Source organism: Actinosynnema sp. NPDC050436, assembly GCF_040655415.1.
Taxonomy (GTDB): Bacteria; Actinomycetota; Actinomycetes; order Mycobacteriales; family Pseudonocardiaceae; genus Actinosynnema.
In genome coordinates this window covers 387,088-408,794 of the sequence record NZ_JBFAJV010000001.1, presented here as the reverse complement: position 1 = coordinate 408,794, position 21,707 = coordinate 387,088, and the positions used below count along the sequence as shown (strand labels likewise).

The window sequence follows — 21,707 nt, the reverse complement described above, 5'->3', positions numbered from 1 at the left end:
GGACGGCGTGCGGGTCGCGTAGGAGCAAGACGTGTGCGCGCAGGGGCAAGGCTGCGGGCGGTGACCGGTTGGATACTCGCCAGCCATGAGTCGCAGCGAGTCCCGGGACGACACGGCGCTGGCCCGCAACGTGCTCGGGGTACCCGGAATCGTCTTCCTCGTGCTCGCCGCCGTCGCACCCCTGACCGGGATGGTCGTGATCGCGGCGCTCGGTATCGCGCTGGGCAACGGCGGCGGCATGGTCGTGGCGTTCGTCGCGGCGACCGTCGTGCTGCTGCTGTTCGCGGTCGGCTACGCGCAGATGTCGAAGAACCTCACCAACGCGGGCGGCTTCTACGCGTTCGTCGTGCGCGGCCTGGGCCGGACGTTCGGGTTGGTCGCCGGGTTCGTCGCCATGCTGGGCTACAACTGCTTCGTCGCCGGCGCGATCGGCACCAGCGGGTTCTTCACCTCCACCGGGATCGCCGAGGTGTTCGGGCCGGAACTCGACTGGATCGCGTGGAGCGCGCTGTCGGTGGTGCTGGTCTTCCTGCTGGGCCGGCGCGGGATCGGCGTCAGCGCCCGGGTGCTCGCGGTGTGCCTGGTGCTGGAGGTGTCGATCCTGCTGGTGCTGGACGTCAGCGTGCTGGTCCGGCACGGCTTCTCGCTGTCGGTGTTCGACCCGTCGGTGGTGGCGCAGGGCGCGGGCGGGCTGGCCCTGCTGTTCGCCGCCAACGCGTTCATCGGGTTCGAGGCCACGGCGCTGTTCGGCGAGGAGGCGAAGGACCCGCACCGGACCATCCCGAGGGCGACCTACCTGGCGATCGGGTTCATCGGGGTCTTCGCGGCGGTCACGACGTGGGCCGTGGTCAGCGCGATCGGCGTCGCGCAGGCCCAGGACGTCGCCGTCGCGCACCTGTCGACCGGGGACCTGGTCTTCTCCGTGTCGCGGGAGTACCTGGGCGACGGCCTGACCCGGGTGATGACCGTGCTGCTGGTCGTCAGCCTGTTCGCCGCGCTGCTCGCGCTGCACAACTCGGCGACCCGCTACCTGTACGCGCTGGGCCGGGTGGGCGTGCTGCCGCGCCGGCTGGGGCGCACCCACCCGGGCACCGGCGTGCCCCGCCGCGCCGCGATCGCGCAGCTGCTGTTCGCCTCCCTGGTGGCGCTGGCCTTCCGCCTGGCCGACCTCGACCCGGTGACCGCCCTGACCGCGAGCATGACCGGCCTGGGCACGCTGGGCATCCTCGCCCTCCAGTTCCTGGCGGCGGTGGCGATCGTGGTCCACTTCCGCCGGGTCGGCGACCGCCGCATCGCGCGCACGGTGCTCGCGCCCGGCCTGGGAGCGCTCGGCCTGACCGTCATCGTGGGGTTGGCGGTGCTGAACTTCCCGACCCTGGCGGGTTCGGACAACCCGGTCGTCGCCCGACTGCCGTGGCTGCTCCCGCTCGTCGCGGTGGCGGGCCTGGCCACGGCCTGGTGGCTGCGCCACCACCGCCCGTCGGTCTACGAGTCGCTGAGCGCGGACCTGGAACGCGACCCGCCCCGACCGTGACCGTCGCCCGCCGCCGCCCACCTGCCGTCGACTTCCCGCCTCGGCGAGGTCGCCGATCAGGTGCGACACCGCTGTTCGTCCCGGGCGGCCTGGGTATCGTTGCCCACGTGCGATTGGCCTGACGGGCGCTACCCCGGGCGGGTTCGCCGGTGCCAACCTCTAGCAATCCGGGAGATCGCCCGGATCGACACCGCGAACCGAGGTGGCACGCGAATGCGCACACCGCACCGCAGTTCCCGTTTCGGCGCGGCCTTGGCCGCCATCCTCCTCCTCCCCGTCGCACCGGTCGCGCAGGCCGGCGGGGTCGGGCCCGACATCGTGGGCGGGACACCCGCCGTGAACGGCGAGTTCCCGTTCATGGCCTCGATCCAGCGCAACTCCTGGTCGGGCGACGACTTCGCCAAGCACTGGTGCGGCGGCACGCTCATCGACCCGAACTGGGTGCTCACCGCGGCGCACTGCACGAACGGGCTGCCCGCTTCGGAGTTCACCGTGGTCATCGGCCGCACCCGGCTCACCGACGTCGCCGGCGAGACCCGGGCGGTTGCGCAGGTCGTCCAGCACTCGGGTTTCTCGGCATCCACCTACGACGCCGACGTGGCGCTGCTGCGGTTGTCCAGACCGTCGACCCGGCAGACCATCCCACTGGCCTTCGGCTCCAACCGGGACCTGTGGGACGCCGGCGACAGCACCCAGGTGATCGGCTGGGGTGCCACGTCGTCCGGAGGTGGGCGCTCGAACGACCTGCTGAAGGTCACCGTGCCGATCATCGACGACGCGACGATGGCGTCGTCCACGGTGTACGGCAGCGCGTTCCACCCGGCGACCATGGTGGGCGCCGGCGTCCTGGCGGGCGGCCGGGACTCCTGCCAGGGCGACTCGGGAGGTCCGCTGTTCGCCTCCTCGCACCTGGGTTTCCGGCAGGTCGGGGTGGTGAGCTGGGGCAGGGGGTGCGCCGGGGTGAACCGGCCCGGCGTCTACGCGCGGGTCGGCGAGGGCGACCTGTCCCGGTTCGTCGTCGAGCAGATCCCCGGTCTGGCCAACGACGGCGCGATCAGCCGCAGCGGTGACTTCGACGGGGACGCCAGGAAGGACGTCGTCACCTTCCAACGGGGTCAGAGCGCCGACGTGTGGGTGGCGTTGAGCCGCGCGACGGGTTTCGACGCGGCCCAGTGGTGGCACGGCTACTTCGCCGCCAACGAAGAAGTCCCGCTGATCGGGGACTTCAACGGTGATGGCAAGGACGACATCGCGGCGTTCCAGCGGGGGGCGAGTGCTGATGTGTGGGTGGCGTTGTCCACGGGTTCGGGTTTCGACACGGCGCGGTGGTGGCACGGCTACTTCGCCGCAGGCAACGAGATACCCGCTGTCGGGGACTTCGACGGCGATGGCAAGGACGACATCGCGGCGTTCCAGCGGGGGGCGAGTGCTGATGTGTGGGTGGCGTTGTCCACGGGTTCGGGTTTCGACACGGCACGGTGGTGGCACGGCTACTTCGCCGCAGGCAGCGAGGTTCCCGCAGTCGGGGACTTCGACGGCGACGGCAAGGACGACATCGTGACCTTCACCCGGGGGCCGGGGGCGCACGTCTGGGTGGCGCTGAGCAACGGCCAGGGCTTCGGTACCGCCGCGAACTGGAACGACTACTTCGCGGTCAACAGCGAGGTTCCCGCAGTGGGGGACTTCAACGGTGACGGCAGGGACGACATCGTGACGTTCCAGCGGGGGTCGAGTGCGGACGTGTGGGTGGCGTTGAGCACCGGCACCGGTTTCGGCACGCCCCAGTGGTGGCACGGCTACTTCGCGGCGGGCAGCGAGATCCCCGGCGTGGGCGACTTCGACGGCGACGGGATGGACGACGTCGTGACGTTCCAGCGGGGGCAGAGTGCGGACGTGTGGGTGGCGGTGAGCACTCGCACGGGTTTCGGCGTCGCCCGGTGGTGGCACGGCTTCTTCGCCGCCGGAAGCGAGATCCCGGCCGGCGCGAGCACGTGGTGAAGCCCGGTGACCCGGTGATCAGCAGCCGGTGAGCGTCCGGCCGTGCCCGGAACCCCTGCACCGCAACGGTTCGGCTCACGCCTCCGGTCGTGGCGGTGCGGGGGTGCGGATCTCGGCCCAGACCACCTTGCCGTCCGGGGTGCCGCGCGTGCCCCAGCGCGATGTCAAGGCGTTGACCAGGTAGAGGCCCCGGCCTCCTTCTTCGTCCAGGGTGGTCTCCAGGACCCGGGGTGTGGAGGTGCCGGTGTCGGCCACGTCCACGGTCAGGCGGGTGCCGTCGTGGTGCAGGCGCAGCACTCCGGGGTTGTCGGCGTGCTTCACCGCGTTGGTGACCAGTTCGCTGGTCACGGTGAGCGCGGTGTCGCTGACCCCGGTCAAGCCCCACTCCGCCAGGTGCCGGGCGACGAACGCGCGGGCCTTGGCGGCGACGAGCGGGCCCCGCTCCAGCGGGGTCGTGGCGGCACGGCGGTGGGTGGGCTGGTGGTGGACGTGCAGCAGGGCCACGTCGTCGTCGTGCCTGCCGTCGGTCAGGCGGTCGATCAGCTTGTCGCACGCCACTTGCAGGTCGAGCCCGCCGGGGAAGTCGCGCAGGCCCGCGACCAGTTCCCGCAGGCCGTCGGTCAGCCCCCGGCGGCGGCTCTCGACCAGGCCGTCCGTGTAGAGGGTCAGCCGCGCGCCGCCGGGGAACGACGCCCGGCGCTGGGTGAAGGTCTCGCCGACCCCGATCGGCATGTCCAGGCCCTCGCCGATCAGGTCGACCGCGCCGTCCGGGTGCGTGAGCACGGCGGGCAGGTGGCCGGCGTTGGCGTAGGTGAGCGTGTTGTCCACGGGGTCGTGCACGGCGTAGAAGCAGGTCACGAACGTGGCCCCCGGGACGGTGGCGGCCAGCGCCGACACGTGCCGCAGCACGTCGCCGGGCGGCAGGTCGAGCATCGCGTACGAGCGCACGGCGGTGCGGATCTGGCCCATCACCGCAGCGGCCTTCACCCCGCGCCCCACGACGTCGCCGATCACGAACGCGGTGCGCCCGGCGGGCAGTTCGATCACGTCGAACCAGTCGCCGCCCACCTCGGACCCGGTCGCCGCCGGCAGGTAGCGGGAGGCGATGCGCAGGTCGGGGACGTGCGGCACGATCGGCAACATGCTGCGGGCGAGTTCGGCGGCCGTCGCGCGCTGCGCGGCGAACAGGCGGGCGTTGTCCAAGGCGATGGCGGCGTAGCCCGCGATGCCCTCGGCGAGCTGCTCGTGCCGGGCGGTGAACCGGCCGGTCTCGTGGTGGCCGAAGAAGAAGCCGCCCAGCACGTCCTGGGAGGACGGCGAGACCACCGACACCGCGAGGTAGCTGCGCACCGGCAGGTGGCCCTCCGGCATCCCGTGGTGGGGCTCGTTGCGCCCGTACCGGGGGTCCCGGGTGATGTCGTCGGAGCGCACGGTGCCCTCGCCGGTGAAGGTGGGGGCGAACACGGCCGTGTTGCGCGGCATGGGGAACCGGGAGAACACCTCCCGGGGCACGCCGGAGAGCGTGTAGAGGGTGTAGGACTCGCCGTACTGGTCGATCAGGTTGTAGAAGAACGCGCCGAACGCCGCCCCGGTCGCCTTGGTGGCCGCGTCGGTGGCCTCCTGCACCAGGACGTCCAGGTCGAGCTGGGCGGTCAGCCGCTGCCCGACCACCTGCAACGTGTCGACCAGCCCGGCTTCGGCCCTCAGCCGGCCGACCACGGTGTCCAGGGCGGCGGCCTGGTCGTCGGACACCTGCTCCAGCGTCCGCAGGTGGGCGTGCAGGGCGTCGAGCCGCGCGGCGGGGTCCGGCGTGCCGTCGGCGTGCGGGTGGACGAGCAGGCCCGCCTGCACGCTCACGGCCACCGCCCGGAACAGCTCGACGGTCGCGGCGGGGACCGGCACGGCGACGACCAGCGCCACGCAGAACAGCGTGCCGTCGTCCAGCACGCCGCCGAACCCGAAGACCGACCGCGCGCCACCCCGGGACGCGATCCCGGGCACGTGCCGCACGCCGACCCGGTCGGACACCGCGAGGCCCGGCGCGGCGCGCGCGTCCAGGTCCGCGACCAGGCCGGTGACCAGGTCCGCGACCGGGCCGGTGGACGCCGGGGCGCTCGGCACGGCGAGGTCGTCCAGTGCGACCACGCCGGTCGGCAGGGCCGGTTCGTCGGCCGCCGGGCCCCGCGCGCCGGTCCCGCACGACGCCTCGGGCACCAGGTGGCGCCTGGCCGGGTCGGCGTCGTCGGGGAGGTGCCGGCGCAGCGCGGCACCCAGCGCGGCGGAGGTCCGGACGGTGTACAGCCCGGCCCGCAGGACGACGGGTTCGCCGTGCTCGTCGGCGAACCCGTCGCACAGGCGGCGCACCACCCGCCGCGCCGCGTCGGCGAAACCGGTCGCGTGCTCGGCGACGGTGCGCAGCTCGGCGGCCAGGCGCACCATCTCCGGCGGGCCGAACCGGGCGATGTCGTGGTCGGGCTGGGCCCGCGGTGTCCGGCCGGTCACACCGGGTCCCCGTCGGGCTGCTCGGGCCGGATCGTCAGCAGGCGGTGCAGCATGGTGACCGTGAGCGCGGCCTCGACCTGAGGCTGCGGCGCGGCCAGCACCAGCGAGCCGCCGCTGCCCTGCGCGGTCCGGTGCAGCCGCACCAGGATGCTCAGGGCGCTGGAGTCGCAGAACGAGAGCGCCGCGAGGTCGAGGACCAGCGGCCGTCCCGAGCGCGCGAGCGGCCCCACCGCCTCCCACAGGTGCGGGGTGGTGGCGAAGTCCAGCTCGCCGGACACGACCACCACGGTGTCGCTCGCGCGATCACGCACGTCGACCTGCAACGGCAGCGCCTCGTCCACCCACGCCTCCTCCGGCATCCACACGTGAAGAACTCTCCTACATCCGCCGGCCGGTGACGAACCGGCACCGGCAGCCGACGTGCGGCCCGGTGCCCGGGGCTCAGGCGTCGGGCTGCCCGGGGGTGTGCGGGGCGGTCGTCGCGCGGTGCAGGTCCGGGAACAGGTGCAGGAGCCGGTCCAGGCCGCTGAGCCGGACCGGGTGCAGCACCGGGCGGTGCGCGGCCACGACCCGCAGGACCGAGCCCCGGGCGGCGCAACCGTGGTGGTGCTCGGCCAGCACGTCGAGGCCCGGCGTGCCGAGGAACCGGACCCCGGTCAGGTCGAGCACGACCGGGTCGGGCGCGTGCGAGCGCGCCGCGTGCAGGCAGCGGTCGAGCGTGGGCGCGGTGGCCAGGTCGACCTCGCCCACCACCCGCACGTGCACGACACCGTCCCGGAGCTGCTGGAGGACGCGCAGGAACGCCACGGGGCCCTCGGCCCGGACGGAGGCGGGTGTGACGCGGTCGGTGCAGCGGTGCACGGGAACTCCCCACGGTCGCGGCACGGCGGGCGGACGCCCGCCGCGTGCGCCGGTCGGGCTCGCTGCTCAACCCACCCCGGATGCCCGTGACGGTAGCGCGCACGCCGGGGCGGCCCGCCGGCGGCCCACCGCAGGTCGATCACGTCGAGGGTGCGGCCGGACCGCGTCGGCGCGGGTCAGTCGTCCGGGGGTCGGGTGCGGCGGGCGTAGGCGCGGGCCGCCCGGGCGCGGTCGCCGCAGCGGGTGGAGCACCAGTGGCGGCGGCCGTGGCGCAGCAGGAAGCGGTTGCACGGCGGGGAGCCGCACGCGGTCAGGCGTGCGGCGTCCGGGCCGGTGAGCAGGTCCGCCGCGTTGGCCGCCAGCGCCGCCATGGCGTGGTCGAGGACCTGGTTGACCGGGTGCGGTGCCGCGCGGTGCGGGCCGGTCTTCTCGTCCCACAGCAGCAGGGCGGCGGTCGGGACGCGGGTGAGCGCGTCGTTGACGGCGGCCACCGCCGTGGGCAGGGCCGGCACGCCGGCCACCCGGGCGGCGAGCAGCGACCTGACCTGCTCGCGCAGGGAGCGCAGCTGGGAGGTGCACATCTCGGCCAGGCCGGCGTCCGGCGGCGCGAGGTCGTGGTCGGTCAGCCACCGGTCGGCGGACGCGGGCGTGCCGAGCAGGTCGGTGTACTGCCCGCCGGGCAGGGCCATCGCGCTGTTGGCGAAGTCCAGCGCCGGGTACTGCTCCGCGCCCGGTGCCGGCCGGACCGCGGCGTCGACGTCCTCGTGCATGTCCTCATGGTAGAGCTTGCTTCCATCCGTGAGAGCCACTACCGTCTCCTCACGGATAAGTACCCACCCATCCGTGAGGAGACTCAGTCCTGTGACGTCCACCGACGCAACCGCCGAGCAGGTCCCCGTCCGCGTGCTCGGCGGCCCGACCGCCTTGTTCACCTACGGCGGCCTCGCCTTCCTCACCGACCCGACCTTCGACGGCCCCGGCACCTACCTCCCGGGCACCGGCCGCGAGCTGTCCAAGACCGCGCCCGCCGCCGTCACCCCGGCCGAGCTGGGACGCGTCGACGTCGTCCTGCTGTCCCACGACGAGCACCCGGACAACCTCGACCACGCCGGCCGCGCCCTGCTCGCCGACGTCCCGCTCACCCTGACCACCCCCGGCGGCGGGCAGCGGCTGGGCGGGACGGCGCGGGGCCTGGCGGACTGGGAGGCCGTCGAGCTGACCCGGCCCGACGGCGGCGCGGTGACCGTGACGGCGGTGCCGGCCGTGCACGGCCCCGGCAGCCGGGAGGAGGTCGAGCCGGTCACCGGCCAGGTCGTCGGGTTCGTCCTGACCGCGCCGGACCTGCCCGCCGTCTACGTCAGCGGCGACAACGCCTCGCTCGACGCCGTCCGGCAGGTCGCGGAGCGCTTCCCGTCGATCGACACCGCGATCCTGTTCGCCGGCGCTCCGCGCGTCCCCGCCGTGTTCGACGGCGCGGCGCTCGTCCTGGACAGCGCGTCGGCCGCCGAGGCCGCCCGCATCCTCGCCGCCCGCCGTGTCGTCCCGGTCCACCACAACAGCTGGTCCCACTTCACCGAGGGCATCGACGACCTGGTCGCCGCCTTCACCGCCGCCGGGCTGGTCGACCGCCTCGACGTGGGCTGAGCGACGGCGTGCAGGTTTCCGGCGGGCGGCTCGTGCGACCGCCGTAGTGCGGTGACGAAGCCGTTGTGGCGCAGTCGTTCCCGCTCGCGCGGCGGGTTGGCTACTGTGACGCGATCGGCGGTGCGCAAGGGTCGCTGACGGGCTTTCGCCGGACAGGAGCGATCGAACATGGCCGTGGACGAACGCCGTGCGCCCGCGATGCCGGCCAAGCTGGGGGAGCGGGACGGGATCGTCCCGGTGCCGGGGCCCACCCTGCCGTGGCGGGTCGCGCTGGTCCTCGTCCCCTACACGGCGCTGTCGTGGTCCTACACCGCCAAGGGGCTGCGGGGCAGCGACGTGGACGGGCTCGTCGCGTTCATCCTCGCCGTTTCCGGCCTGTTCGTGCTCGTCCAGGTCACCTGGCTGCGCGGTCTGCTGCGGCCGTTGAGCCTGGTGCTGGCCAACGTGGTCGTGCCGGTGGTGTGCGGCGGCGTGTGGGGGACGATGTCCCGGGGCGAGACCGACGAGGGCCTGACCGCCGGGGTCGTGGTCGGGGCGGCGGCGGTGGCGGCGGTGTTCTGGCTGGGCGACCTCGTCCAACTGCGCCGCGCGCCGCGCGTGTTCGTGTCCTACCGGCGCGACGACTCCCGGGAGTTCGTCGCGGAGCTGGGTCCGCTGCTGGCCAGGCGGTACGGTGCCCGCAACGTGTTCGTCGACACCGAGTCGATCGCCGTGGGGGAGGACTTCCGCGCCGAGCTGGCCACCGCGTTGCGGCGCACCGACCTGGTCCTGGCGGTGATCGGGCCGGACTGGCTCGACGCCCCCGCCGACGACGGCGGCCGGCGGCTGGACGACCCCGCCGACTACGTGCGCCTGGAGATCGGGACGGCCCTGGCGATCGGCCTGCCGGTGGTGCCGCTGCTGGTGGGTGGCGCGACCCTGCCCGGACCGGACGCGCTGCCGGAGCCGCTGCGGCCGTTGCACCACCTCCAGGCGCGCGTGCTGGCCTCGGCACCGGACGCGATCGCGGGCGAGGTCGGCGAGCTGGCGCGGCGCCTGGAGGACCGGTTCCGGGTGCACGTCCGGACCTCGTTCCGGGACGCGCCCCGGCGACGGCTGCGCTGGCGGCTCGGGGTGGCGCTGGTGGCGGTCACCGTGGTGGCCCAGCCGGCGCTGCTGGGCCTCCAGGAGGCGACCAGCTCCCACCGGGACCTGCACAACGCCGCGCTGGCACCGGACGGCGGGCTGGTCGCCACCGCCGGCACCACCGTGCGCCTGTGGGACACCACGACGGGCGACCTGGTCCGCGAAAGCCCGCCGCTGGCCACGGTCGCCGCGCTGTCCTGGTCGCCGGACGGCAGGTGGCTGGCCACCGGCGGCGTCCTGGGCAGCCTGGTGGTCTGGGACCGCGACACGCTGACCGCTCAGGAGTTCCCCGGCCAGGCCGAGACCGTGCGCGCCCTGTCGTGGTCCTCGGACAGCACGCGACTGGCGGTCGGCGACGACAAGGGCGTCGTGCGGGTGTGGACCCGGGAGAGCTCACGACCGGTGGCCGCCTTCCGCGTCGCGCCCATCGGGATCAGCCTGCTCGCCTGGGCTCCCCGCCAACCGGACCTGGTCGCGGCGGTCGACACCCTCGGCGGGCTGGTCGTCACCCGGTTCGGCGCGACGGACCCGCAGCCCGTCCCGGACGTCGAGGCCGTGTCGATCACCTGGTCGCCCACGGGCGAGCGGCTCCTCGTGCGGCAGGGCGGCTCGCCGCACCTGGTCCTGCTCGACGCGGATGGCACCGGCCGCACGGACGTGGTCGGCTCGACCGGCGTGGTCGAGGATGCGGTCTGGTCACCGGACGGCCGAGCGCTGGCCGCCGTGACCGAGGGCTTCGACGTGAAGGTGTGGCTGTGGCGCGTCGACGCCCCGAGCGCACCGTCCACGCTGCTCCTGCAGAAGGGCGCGGCCGGCGGCACCCCGGCGGTGGCCTGGGCCCGGGACGGCACGAGCGTCGTCGGCTCGACCGGCGACGTGATCAAGGCGTGGCGCGTCGCGGACGGCACCCAGGTCGCCGACGTCCCCCGCAGCACCGACAACCACGCGAGCCCCCTGCTCGGCTGGGCACCCGATCCGACCCGCCTGGTGGAGGCCAGGCCGAGGTCGGTCGTCGTGTGGGACCTCGACGAGGGCACCGAGGACACGACGATCGAGGTCCCCCTGCCCACGGCCGTGCGCCTCTGGCTGTCGAGCTGACCGCGTCCGCCGGGTGGGATCGGCGCCGCGACCGACTGCTCGGGGGTCACCGCCGCCAGAGGACGGCCCGCAGGTGCCCGCTCGTCGTGTTGGCCCCGCCGGCGATGGTGCCCGAGGCGTTGATGTGGCTCGCGTTCCCGGCCTTCCCCCCGGGCAGGAGGGGCAGTGCGGTCACCTTCCCGGCGGCATCCCAGAACACGGCGTGCGATTCGACACTGTGCTCGTCCAGGGAGAACGAAGACGTGCCGACCGCGATGTCCGCGTCGTTGACGGCGTTCGCCCAGCTGTCCGTGTCGGAAGGCAGCTCGGGCAGAGAGGTCACGGTGCCATCGGCTGCCCACCGCACTGCGTGCCCGTACTCCTCGTCGCCCTCGTAGCCGCCCACGGCCGTGCCGGCGGCGTTGAGGGCGACCGGTGCCGCCAACCAGCCGAGTTCGTCCCGGCTGCCGTCCGCGTGCACCCGGACGGTCTCGGTGTAGCCCCGGCCCGCGTGGAAGCCGGTGATCGTGCCCGCGTTGTTCATGGCCAGAGGGCCGGAGATCAGCCCGCTGATGTCGGAGTACGTGCCGTCGGGGTCCCACCGCAGGGTGTACGACCGCTGCTCCCAGCTGTACGAGCCGCCGACGATCGTGTTGTGGTCGTCGATGAATTCGGGCCTGGAGTCGGTCTGCCCCGGTGGGACGGGCAGCAGTGCGACCGTCGCGTCGGGTGCCCAGCGCACCGCGCGGTACGAGCGGTACGGCCCGAACGACTCGCCGATGACGGTGCCGTCGGCGGAGATGGCGACCGGTCGGCTGGAGTTGTCGCCGGGCAGCGGGCGCAGCTCGGTGTAGCTGCCGTCGGCGTTCCAGCGCAGGCCGTGGTAGTCCGGCCCGCCGTAGGTGTACCCGGTGGCGGTGCCCGCCTCGTTGACGTCGACGGCCCTGCTGTGCGGGTTCGGGTCGCGGGGCGGGGTGGGCAGGGCGGTGACGGCCCCGGTGCGGCTCCACTTCACCGCGCGGGCGGTCTTGGGGTTCCACCACAGCCCGTCGAACGACTGCCCGATGACCGTGCCGGTGTCGGTGAGGCCCGAGACGCTGCTGTCGGTGTGGCCGGGCAGGATGCCCAGGACGGTGATCACGGGTGCGCCGGCGGCAGCCGGCGGCACCGGGACGAGCGCGGCGACCACCCCCGCCGCCACCGCGATCATCAATCGTCGGCTCATCGATCACGCACCTTTGGCCGGGGAATCCGACGAGCGGGGGACGGGCTAACTCGTCGGCCGTTCTCGACCGACAACGTTACGGCACGGTGTTTCGGCTCGAATGGTGACGATCGGGGTAATCGCGGCATCGTCGCCGACCGGGTGAATTGCGGCCGGGGTGGCGGCCCCGGGTCAGGCCCCGCGCATGAGGACGATCACGGCCTGGGTCCGGTCGGCGACGCCCAGTTTCTGGAAAATCGAGTTCAGGTGGTTCTTCACGGTCCGCTCGGAGATGTCCAGGCGGCGTGCGATGATGCGGTTCGACATGCCCTGGGTGAGCAATTCGGCCACCCCGGTCTCGCGCTCGGTGAACCGGTCCCACGCGGCGCTGCCACGGCAGTCCGGCGGGCTCCGGACGGTGGCGGAACCCCGTTGGCTGAGTTCTTCCGCACGGGCTATCAACTGGTGGGCCGCCCGCTGGTGGGCGCGTGCCTGTCGGAGCAGTTCCCCCAGGTCGTGTGCATTCCCGTCGTCCTGCTCGGAGGCGTGTGGAGACATGAGCGAATCCCCTTGACCGCACAGAGCCCGATCCTGCCCCTGTCGGAGAAGTGTCCCACGCCGGTGGGATCCGAGTAATCCTCCATTCGGTCGTTCACGTAAACCGCTATGACTCCCCAGGACGAATGCCCGGGACGGCGGGCAGACATTCGGGTCTCCTCGAATTCAGTGCCACAAAGGGTGGCCGAGCAATTCTTCGGGTGCGTCCAGGAGCTGCGGCACGGCCGCGAGGTCGGCCAGCACGCGGTCGCACAGCTCGTTGTCGCGCTCGGCGAGCCGGTCGAGCTGCGCGGCGGTGAGCAGGCCCTCCCGGAGGTGGAAGCCGGCGTGCGCGACCAGCCCGCGCACCGCGTGCACCTCCTGCACCGCGTCCGCCAGGCGGGCCGCCGGTCCGGCCGGCACCGCCGCCCGCGCCTCCCGCACGGCGTCGAGCACCAGCCGGGCCACGTGCGCCTGCACGAACTCGACCCCCGCCGAGGCCCGGTTGTTCCACGCCTCGAACCCGGTCTGCCCGCGCCGGCGGGCCACCGCCATCCGCTCGACCAGCCGTCCGTGCAGCACGCGCTCCCGGGCGCGGAACAGGCCCGGCCACGCGGCGGGGTCGAGCGGGTCGTGGGCGATGCGCTCGTCGGGCGGGGGCTCGTAGTGGTCGGCGGACGCCAGGGCGCGGGCCGCTTCCAGGACGATGAGGTGGCCGTCGCCGGCGGCCGGGCCCAGCATGTGCGCCATCCCCTGGTACTCCACCCACCGGCCGGGTGCGAACACGCCGTGCGCCCCGCACCGGTGCCCGCACTCGGTGACGATCCTGCCCGCCGCGTCGCTCGCGTACGCCTTCACCAGCCCGTACACCCGGTTCAACGCCGGTCCGGGCGTCCACGCGGGATCGTCCTCCCCGGTCGTCCCGGGCTGCTGCGACCGGACCCGCGCTTCCTTCACCTTGTCCACCACGCAGCTCAGCGCGTAGCAGTCGGCCAGCGCGCCGAACAGGGGGCGTTGGTGGGCGCGGTGGTCGAGGACGTTGCGCTCGCCGGTGAACGGCGACACGGTGTCCCTCGTCCGCGCGTGCCGCAGGGCGTTCACCACGCCCGCCCGCGCCACGGCGGCCAGCGCCGCCGCCGACGCCACCCAGGCGTTGTGCCGGATGTCCAGCGACCGGCGCAGCCGGTGCTGCGGGTCGCCCAGCGGGTCGTCCACCGTCCCGCCGGGGTCGAAGCGGGCGGTGTCCGACAGCAGCGCCGACGGCGGCAGCAGCAGGCCGTCGAACTCGATGACCGCGTAGTCCAGCGGCAGCAGCGGTGCTTCCGGCAGCGGCGTCACCCGGATGCCGTCCGGGGTGCCGTCGGCGGTGCGGATCGGGGTGACGAACGGGAAGACGCCGTGATCCCGTCCCGCCGCGCGGAGCCTCGCGTACACCACGCCGGTCTTCGGCACGTGCGCCAGGCCGACGTTGGGCATGAACTTGCGCGCCGCCCCGTCCGGGGTGCGCAGCCGGAACCCGCCGGTCTCCGGGTCGTGCTCGGCCACGGTGCGGATGCCGAGGTGGCTGTTGCCGCGCCCGACCTCGGTGACCAGCAGCGCCCCGAACGCGGTCATGTCGTCCAGCTCGCGCACGTGCCGCTCGGCCCGGCCGCCCCCGAACTCCACGACCGCGCCCAGGCCGAGGCACACGTGCAGGGTGAGCGCCAGGAACAGCGGCGGGTCGGCGACCGCCGCCCACTCCAGCGCGGCGAACAGCTTGCGCAGGTCCCGCAGCAGCTCGCTGCCGGGCGGCAGGTGCTCGCCGACCACGCGGAGCCGCTCGTAGGTCAGCTCGCAGCGAGCCTGGTAGTCCAAACCGGTGCGCGGGCGGAACACCTCGTGCCGGAACAGCTTCGCCAGCACCTCGCGGAAGTCGTCATCGGGCAGCACGGCTCACCTCCCGGGCGGGCGTCGGGCTCGCGGCGCGCACGCCGGTCAGCCGGACCAGGGGCGTGCCGTCCGGTGCCACGGCGACGGCACCGCCGCCGTCCGCGACCACGGCGACACCGTCCCCGTGCCGGTCGAGCAGGCCCACGTCGTTGGCGTCGGTGAACAGCTCCACCCGGTCCACGCCGACCGGCACCGGCAACGGCCCTGCGGCCCCGTGGTCACCCGTGCCCAGCACGTCCCGGATCAGCGAGCACTGGATCAGGGCGTCCACGAGCAGCACGGGCAGCCGCAGCCCGGCCAGCCGCTCGGCCCACCGGCCCGGCGCGGGCCGGAACCGCGCCTGCGCCCGACCCCCGCCGGCGCGCACGTCCGCGAGGCACGCGAACGGCACGCCGAGTTCCACCGGCCCCACCGCGTCGTAGCGGAAACCCGACTCCGGCACCGAGCCCCCGGGCGGCACGCGCGGTGGCGGAGCGGGCAGGCGCGGGCCGAAGTGCACCACGGCCTGCGCGTGCGCGCGGTCGCGGCGCACCACCCGCCCGCCGGGTGCCACCACGTCGGCGAGCACCCGGACCCGGGTCCGGTCGCGTCCGTCGTCGGACACCTCGACCGAGCACGCGCGGCCCGCCCGGCCCAGCACGGTCAGCGGCACGTGGAACTCCAGTCCGCTCACCGCGACCGGGACGCCGGCGCGGTCGCCGCGCAGGCTCGCGGCCACCGCGAGTTCGGTGACCCACGCGCCGGGCAGCGTCGGAACCCCGTGCAGCCGGTGCTGCCGGAAGTAGCCGTCCTCCTCCGGGTCCGGGCACCAGACCGCGGTGCGCCCGTCGACGCCCGGCACCACCTCGACGGCGTGCCGCCTGCCGGTGGCGAGCAACCGCCGCTCGGCGGTGCCCAGGAAGGTCACCTCGGGGTCGGGCAGCCCCCGGCGCAGCTCGCCCAGCACCAGGTCGACGCCCTCCCGGTCGGACACCCCGGTGAGCGCGCCCTGCCGGCGCAGCAGGTCGCGCACCACCGGCTCGGCGGCGAACCCGGACTCGTCCCACAGCGGCGACGCGACCGTGGTCTCCGCGCCGCCGCGCAGCGCGGCCCGCCAGTGCGCCGCCGCGCCGAGCACGTCGTTGGCCGCGCAGTAGGCCGCCTCCCCGGGCCACCCCAGCACCGCCAGCAGCGACCCGACGTTGAGCCGGCGGGCCGGCGGGCGGCCCTCGAACGCCGCGTCCAGGTTGAGGTAGGTCAGGAGCTTCGTGTCGCGCACGGCGCGCGCGGTGTCCAGCGACGTGGTGGCCACCCGCCCGCCGGAGTGCGTGCCCGCCGCGTTGACCAGCAGGTCGACTGTCGGGTGCGCCGCGTGCACCCGGTCGACGGCGGCGCGGGTCTGCGCGGCGTCGGTGAGGTCGCACCGGACGAAGTGGACCCGGTCGGCGCCGAGGATGCCCGCCAGCTCCTCGACGGTGCGGGCCGCGCGCGCCGACGCCGCACGGCGGTCGTACTCGGCGGACAGGACCGCCACCGCCGCCATCGGGTCCTCCCGGCGCCGTTCGGCCAGGAACGCGGCCCGGGGCGGCAGCCCGCCGGCCTCGGGGGCGTGCCGGCCCAGCAGGTACACCGCCTCCGGGCGGGTCTCCTCGGCGAGCCGCGCGAGCAGCCGGGCGGTCAGGCCCCGGGTCCCGCCCGCCGCCACCACGACCCCGCCGGGCGACAGGGCGGTGCCGCCGGGCGGCCCGGCGTCCTCGACGAGCCGGTACTCCTGGCGCCGGCCGCCCGCGTGCACCACCACGGCCAGGTCGTGCGCCCGTGCGGACTCCTGCGCGAGCAGGTCCGCCGCCGCCGCGCCGGACAGGTCGGTGGCGACGGCGAACACCAGGGACTGCGGCGCCTCGCGGGCGAGCGCCTTGACCAGCCCGGTGAACGGGCCGGTCGCCGGGTGCGGGACGCCCGCGCGGACGGCACCCGCCAGCAGCACCGCGTAGGAGGACGTCGTGCGCCCGTGCCACGCCTTGGCGGCGAGGAAGGCCAGGTCGTGCGCACCGCGCACCCGGTCCAGGCCGGAGAGGTCGGTCGCCGGGCCGTCCGGCCGGACCAGGACGCGGACGTGGTCGAAGGGCACCTTCGCGGCGGGCAGCAGGGCCGCCAGGTCGTCGGCCGCCGGCACCCGCCCCCGCTCGACGGCGGGTGCGACGACGACGTGCGCGTCCCGGAGCAGTGCGACGCACTCCGCCAGGTCGGGGTGGGAGAGCACGACCAGGCTGCCCGGCGGCACGGCCGGCAGCGCGGACCGGAGCCGGCGCGGCGCGGTGGGCAGCAGCCGGCGGACCACGCGGGTCGGCGCGGGACGGGGCTCCGACCTCGGCACCGGGACGTCGCCGGGCCGGGCACCGGGGACCGCCGCGCCGGAGTCGGCGCTCGCGCCGGCCGGCCGGGTCGCGGCGCGGTTCGTGGCTGTGGACCCGGCGGTGGCGGTGCCGATGCCGGCCGGCTGGGTGGTGGCGGGCTCGGCGGCCGTGGGTCCGGTGGCGGCGGGATCAGTTGTGGCGGCGGCAGTCGGATCGGGCTCGGGGGCCGTGGTGAGGTCGAGCTGGGGGCCGTGGTCCGCCGAGGAGCCGACGGTCGTGTCGCCGCCACCGCGTGCCAGGTGGGCGAGGACGGCCAGCAGCGGGTCGGCTCCCGGGTAGGTGCGGCCGGAGCCGGCCAGCGGGGCGTGCCGGTGCGGCCTGGTTGCCGGGTCGGCCGGGCCGAGGCGGGTCCGCAGCCGGCACAGCACCGGCAGGTCGCGCTCCCGCGCCGTCGACCCCCGGGCCAGCACGACCAGGAAGGCGCCCTCGGCCGGCTGGTCGGTCCGCCCCGCCGACTCCAGCACGTGCCGGAACTCCGGGGTGGTGTTGCCGTTGACCCCGGCGACGACCACGGCGTCCAGGTCGCCGTGGCGCAGGTACCGCTCGGCGGTGCGCAGGGCGTCCAGGCCCGAGTCCGGGCCGCCGTCGACCGTCGCGTTGAGCCCCCGGAAGTTCCGGACGGCGGCCACGCGCGACGGGATGATGTTGGGCATGATGCCGGGGAAGGAGTCCTCGGTGGCGGCGGGGACCAGGGCGCGCACGTCCGCGCCCAGCCGCGCCACGGACTCGGCCAGGTCGGCGTCCGCGGCGGTGTGGTCGTCCAGGGCCCGGTCGAGGTCGCCCAGGTAGCACCGCAGCGCGTAGTGCACCGCACGGCGCGTGGGACCCATGTGCCCGACCACGACACCGGTCGTGTCGTGCAGCTCCTCCAACGCCTTCAGCGTCGCGGCCGGCAGCGCGGCCGTCGCGCGCAGGACCATGATCTGGGTGCGGTCCATGCCGCGCAGGGTCGCGGGCGGCAGCTTCACCTCCTGCCAGCCCGGCAGCGGGTAGTCGTCGCCGAACGACGGCGCGGGAGCCGGTCCGGTGCCGCGCAGCCAGGCGGTCGGGTCGCCCCCGGGCAGGTCGGCGGCCCACGCCACGACCACGACGTCGTCGTCCGGCGCGGTGGTGGCGCGGTTCGTCCGGTCGGGCCGGTCGTCGCCCAGCACCAGGTGCGCGTCCGTGCCGCCGAACCCGAACGACGAGATGCCCACGTGGCGCTGCCCGTTCCGCCTCGGCACGGCGCTCGCCCCGCCGGCCGGCGGCGCGAACCGGCCCTGCGCGACCGCGTCGATCGGGTCGCGCAGGTACGGCTGGGCGGGCACGTCGTCGTGGACCAGCCCGGACAGCGCGTGGCTGACCGAGATCAGCCCCGCCGCCCAGCCGGTGTGCCCGACCACGGCCTTGTTGGACGACAGCAGCGCCGGCTCGCCGCGCCCGGCGACCTCGCGCAGCGCGGCCACCTCCGTGCTGTCGCCGGCCCGGGTGCCGGTCGCGTGCGCGACGACCCAGCCGACGTCCGCCGGGTCGACTCCGGCCGCGCGGTAGGCGCGGCGCAGGGCGATCGCCTGCCCCTCGGCGTTGGGCGCGTAGATGGCCTTGCCCCGGCCGTCGCCCGCCAGGCCGACGCCCTCCACCACGCCCAGCACGCGGTCGCCGTCGGCGTGCGCGCGGTCCAGCCGCTTGAGGACCACGGCACCGGCCCCGTCCGAGAACAGCACGCCGTCCGCCGCGCGGTCGAAGCAGCGCACGGTGCCGGACCGGGAGAGCCCTTGGAGCTTCGAGAACAGCACGAGGTTGCGCGCGCTGTAGGCGAACGCGCCGCCGCACACGGCGAGTTCCGCCGCACCCTCGCGCAGCGCCTTGACGCCGAGGTCGAGGGCGTAGAGCGAGGAGGAGCAGGCGGTGTCCACCATGACCACCTCGGTGTCGTCCGGCAGCAGCCCGGCGACGGCGTTGCGGCCGACCCGGTGCGGCAGGAACTCGTGAGCGGGCTGCCCGAGGCGGTCGTAGCGCTCGCGCAGCACGCGGGCCGCCGCGTCCGGCAGGCGGTCGCCGAAGCGGTCGAGGTAGCCGGTCAGCACGAGCCGCGCCTCCAGGTCCTGGCTGCCGTCGGCGGTGTACCCGAACGCGGCGAAGCACCGGTCCCGCGCGTCGCGCCGGACGTGCCCCAGCGCCGACCGCAGGCAGTGCCGCAGCCACAGCGTGGTGGGTTCCCGGCTGAGCGCGGGGTCGTCGGCCAGCTCGGCGGCCAGCTCCGGGTGCGGGCGGAAGTCGGTGATGAAACCGGACTCCGGCGAGTAGGTCCGGTCCTCGGCGGACGGGTCGGCGGAGTAGAACGACTCCACGTCGAACAGCACGGGACGGCGGAACACGTTGCGCCCGTCGGCCAGCAGCCGCCGCAACTGCTCGGGGTCGTTCGCGCCGGGGGTCACCACGCCGACACCGACGACGGCGACGGCGGCGTCGAGGTCGGGCGTCGCACGCGGGCGTGACACCGCCATCGCCGGCCGCGCTTCCCCCACCGCACGCACTTCCACTGTCGCGCGCACTTTCCCGGCCGGGCGGGCTTCTTCCCGCGACCCGGTCGGTCCCGGTGAGCCCGCCGTCCGGGACGAGACGGGTCCCGGTGGTGGCGCGGGCTCACCGGCCGGGGCGGACTCCGTTGCGGGGGCGGGGTTTTCGCGTGGTGGCGCGAGCATCGCCGCGCCGAGGGAGAGGCCGCCGTCGGCCACCACGGTCTGGCCGGTGATCCAGGACGCGGCCGGCGAGGCCAGGAACACCACCAGCTCGGCCAGCTCCTCCTCCCGCCCCAGCCGGTGGCCCAGCGGGGTCGCCTCCCGGACCCGGTCGGCCAGCCGCCGCGCTTCGGGGAACAGGCCGGCGACCGCGCCGTCCAGCAGGCCGCCGGAGGCGGTGTTCACCCGGGTGCCGTCGGGCGCGAACTCCACCGCCAGGTACCGGGTCAGCGCCTCGACCGCCGCCTTCGTCGTGCCGACGGTGGCGTAGTCGCCGATCACCAGCGAGCTGCCGATCGAGGACAGGTTGACGATCGCCCCGCCGCCGCGCCGAGCCATCAGGGCCGCCGCGCGCCGGGCGCACCACAGGCTGCCGCGCAGGTTGGTGTCCACCGCCCGCTGCCAGTGCGACTCGTGCAGGCGGTCCAGCGGGAGCAGCGCCCCCGACGCCGCGTTGTTCACCAGCACGTCCACCGCGCCGTGCCGCCGCTCGACCTCGTCGAACATGGCGTCGACCTGCTCCCGGTCCGCCACCGACGCGCGCAGCGCCTTTACCGACGCGCCCTGCGCGGTCAGCTCCTCGACCAGTCGCGCGGCCTGCGCGGTGGTGTGGAAGTGGTTGACGACCACGTGCGCGCCCCGCCGGGCGAACGCCGTGACGACGGCTCTGCCGACCCCTCGCGCGCCCCCGGTGACCAGCACGACCCGGCCGTCGAACGCGCCGCTCACCGCGACGCCCCGGTGACGTAGTCGGCGATGCGCCCGAGGGTGGGCAGCTCCCACACCGGCAGCTCGGCCGGGCGCTCGGGCAGGTCGAACCGCTGCACTACCCGGCCCAGCAGCGAGGTCTGCTTCAGCGAGTCCACGCCCAGCTCCGCCTCCAGCAGGGCGTCCTCGGTCAGCAGGTCGGTCGGGTACTCCAGCGCGTCGGCGTACAGCTCGCGCAGCTCGGCGAGCACCCGGTGCCGGTCGGGTGCGCCCGCCTCCGGGCCGACCGGTGCCGGCTGCGACGGTCGAATCCCTTCCCCGGGCTGCGCATCGACGTCCCGGTCCTCGGGGACCCGCGCGCGGACGTCCCGTGGTTCCGGCACCCGCCCGGCGGTGCGCGGGTGGGCGGGCTGCGGGTCGTCGCCGACCACGCCGACCACCTGGACCTCCGGTGGCGAGGGGTCCGGTCGGGAACGGCCGTTGCGGGACGCGCGCGTCGGCGGCTGCGCCGTGCCGTCGACGGCGGCACGCAGACCCTCGACCTCCTCCTCCGGGTCGACCAGGGGCGCGACCGTCCGCACGCCCGGGACGGTCTGCTCGACGCACTTGGTCAGCGCGTTGAGCGCCCCGCTCTCGACGAACGCGGTGCAGCCCTTGGTGTGCAGCTCGCGCACCGCGTCGGTGAACCGCACCGGGAGCACCAGGCACTCGGCCAGGGCCGCCTTGAGGTCGTCGTCGTCGGTGTAGCGGCGGCCGTGGATCGGCGAGTAGACGGCGTGCTGGAGCGGCAGTTGGCGCATTCCGCGCATCCTGTCCAGGAAGTCCGCCGCTGCGGGCCGCATGGACGGGTGGTGCGAGGCGTAGGGCAGGTGCAGGCGGGCGAACAGCACGTCGAGCGTCGTCGCCAGCCGCTCGGCCCGGTCGAGCGCCGGCAGCGGGCCCGCGAGCACCGTCTGCCGGGGCGCGTTGAGGCAGGCGACCACCAGGTCCGGTTCGTCCAGCACGCCGGCCACGTGCCCGGCGGTGCCGTGGTCCACGCCGATGGCGGCCATCCCGCCCCGGCCCTCCCACGGCCGCAGCGCCGCCGCGCGGGCGCACACCATCCGCACGCCGTCGGCGAGGCTGAACGCGCCGGCGGCGACCAGGGCCGCCATCTCGCCGAAGCTGTGGCCGACCAGCAGCCGGGGCTGCACCCCGCGCGCGGTGAGGATGCGGTGCACGGCCACCGAGACGCCGAAGATGGCGAGCTGGAGCACCTCGGCGGGTTCGGCCAGCAGCCGCCGGATCGAGCGGGGCTCGCCGTCGAACAGCACCGGGGGCACCGGCGGCACGTCGAGCCGCGCGGCGGCGGCGTCGATCTCCTCGAAGGTGGCGTCGACCTCGTCGTAGGAGTTCCTGGCCTGCCGGAGCACCCCCGGCGAGTAGGCGCCGAGGCCGGGGAACAGGAACACGGGGCGATCGGGCACGGTGGG

13 protein-coding genes are annotated in these 21,707 nt (G+C 75.1%); 4 read left to right on the top strand and 9 right to left on the bottom strand.

What is annotated here, in order from left to right; all coding sequences use genetic code 11:
* Positions 1 to 85: 85 nt before the first annotated feature.
* Together AB0I60_RS01700 and AB0I60_RS01695 are read left to right on the top strand one after the other, a co-directional pair.
* Positions 86 to 1,534: an APC family permease gene (locus AB0I60_RS01700; protein WP_360725062.1), complete on the top strand. Its 1,449-nt coding sequence runs from the start codon at positions 86 to 88 to the stop codon at positions 1,532 to 1,534.
* Positions 1,535 to 1,747: 213 nt separating this feature from the next.
* Positions 1,748 to 3,532 carry a trypsin-like serine protease gene (locus AB0I60_RS01695; protein WP_360725060.1) on the top strand — a complete coding sequence of 595 codons (1,785 nt, stop codon included), beginning with the start codon at positions 1,748 to 1,750 and terminating at the stop codon, positions 3,530 to 3,532.
* 75 nt (positions 3,533 to 3,607) lie between these two features.
* Here AB0I60_RS01695 and AB0I60_RS01690 read toward each other — a convergent pair whose 3' ends face one another.
* From AB0I60_RS01690 to AB0I60_RS01675, 4 genes are all read right to left on the bottom strand, one after another.
* Entirely contained in the window at positions 3,608 to 6,034 is a 2,427-nt protein-coding gene (locus AB0I60_RS01690; protein WP_360725058.1) for a SpoIIE family protein phosphatase, read from the bottom strand.
* Entirely contained in the window at positions 6,031 to 6,393 is a 363-nt protein-coding gene (locus AB0I60_RS01685) for an STAS domain-containing protein (RefSeq protein WP_360725741.1), read from the bottom strand. The genes AB0I60_RS01690 and AB0I60_RS01685 overlap by 4 nt, the downstream gene beginning before the upstream one ends.
* Before the next feature lie 82 nt (positions 6,394 to 6,475).
* On the bottom strand, positions 6,476 to 6,895 hold the full coding sequence (locus AB0I60_RS01680) for an STAS domain-containing protein (RefSeq protein WP_360725056.1): 420 nt from the start codon (positions 6,893 to 6,895) through the stop codon (positions 6,476 to 6,478).
* Positions 6,896 to 7,071: 176 nt separating this feature from the next.
* Positions 7,072 to 7,665: a CGNR zinc finger domain-containing protein gene (locus AB0I60_RS01675; protein WP_360725053.1), complete on the bottom strand. Its 594-nt coding sequence runs from the start codon at positions 7,663 to 7,665 to the stop codon at positions 7,072 to 7,074.
* A 91-nt stretch (positions 7,666 to 7,756) separates the two neighbouring features.
* On the opposite strand from AB0I60_RS01675, the gene AB0I60_RS01670 reads away from it, so the two are divergent.
* Together AB0I60_RS01670 and AB0I60_RS01665 are read left to right on the top strand one after the other, a co-directional pair.
* A complete protein-coding gene (locus tag AB0I60_RS01670; protein ID WP_360725051.1) occupies positions 7,757 to 8,539 on the top strand; it encodes an MBL fold metallo-hydrolase in 783 nt (260 codons plus the stop codon).
* Positions 8,540 to 8,707: 168 nt separating this feature from the next.
* Complete coding sequence (locus AB0I60_RS01665; RefSeq protein ID WP_360725049.1) at positions 8,708 to 10,762, top strand: TIR domain-containing protein; 2,055 nt, start codon at positions 8,708 to 8,710, stop codon at positions 10,760 to 10,762.
* Between the two features lie 46 nt (positions 10,763 to 10,808).
* Here the strand turns inward: AB0I60_RS01665 and AB0I60_RS01660 are convergent, their stop codons facing one another.
* The 5 genes from AB0I60_RS01660 to AB0I60_RS01640 all read right to left on the bottom strand — a co-directional run bounded on the left by AB0I60_RS01660 (position 10,809) and on the right by AB0I60_RS01640 (position 21,701).
* A complete protein-coding gene (locus tag AB0I60_RS01660; protein ID WP_360725047.1) occupies positions 10,809 to 11,966 on the bottom strand; it encodes a hypothetical protein in 1,158 nt (385 codons plus the stop codon).
* 171 nt (positions 11,967 to 12,137) lie between these two features.
* The gene (locus tag AB0I60_RS01655; protein ID WP_360725044.1) at positions 12,138 to 12,503 is read right to left on the bottom strand and encodes a response regulator transcription factor; all 366 of its coding nucleotides are present in this window, start codon (positions 12,501 to 12,503) and stop codon (positions 12,138 to 12,140) included.
* Between the two features lie 165 nt (positions 12,504 to 12,668).
* Positions 12,669 to 14,411 carry an acyl-CoA dehydrogenase gene (locus tag AB0I60_RS01650; protein ID WP_360725042.1) on the bottom strand — a complete coding sequence of 581 codons (1,743 nt, stop codon included), beginning with the start codon at positions 14,409 to 14,411 and terminating at the stop codon, positions 12,669 to 12,671.
* Positions 14,398 to 20,256 carry an SDR family oxidoreductase gene (locus AB0I60_RS01645; protein WP_360725040.1) on the bottom strand — a complete coding sequence of 1,953 codons (5,859 nt, stop codon included), beginning with the start codon at positions 20,254 to 20,256 and terminating at the stop codon, positions 14,398 to 14,400. Before AB0I60_RS01645 ends, AB0I60_RS01650 begins: the two co-directional genes overlap by 14 nt.
* Positions 20,253 to 21,701 (bottom strand): acyltransferase domain-containing protein, encoded by a 1,449-nt coding sequence (locus AB0I60_RS01640; protein ID WP_360725038.1) that lies wholly within the window; start codon positions 21,699 to 21,701, stop codon positions 20,253 to 20,255. The genes AB0I60_RS01645 and AB0I60_RS01640 overlap by 4 nt, the downstream gene beginning before the upstream one ends.
* Positions 21,702 to 21,707: the final 6 nt, after the last annotated feature.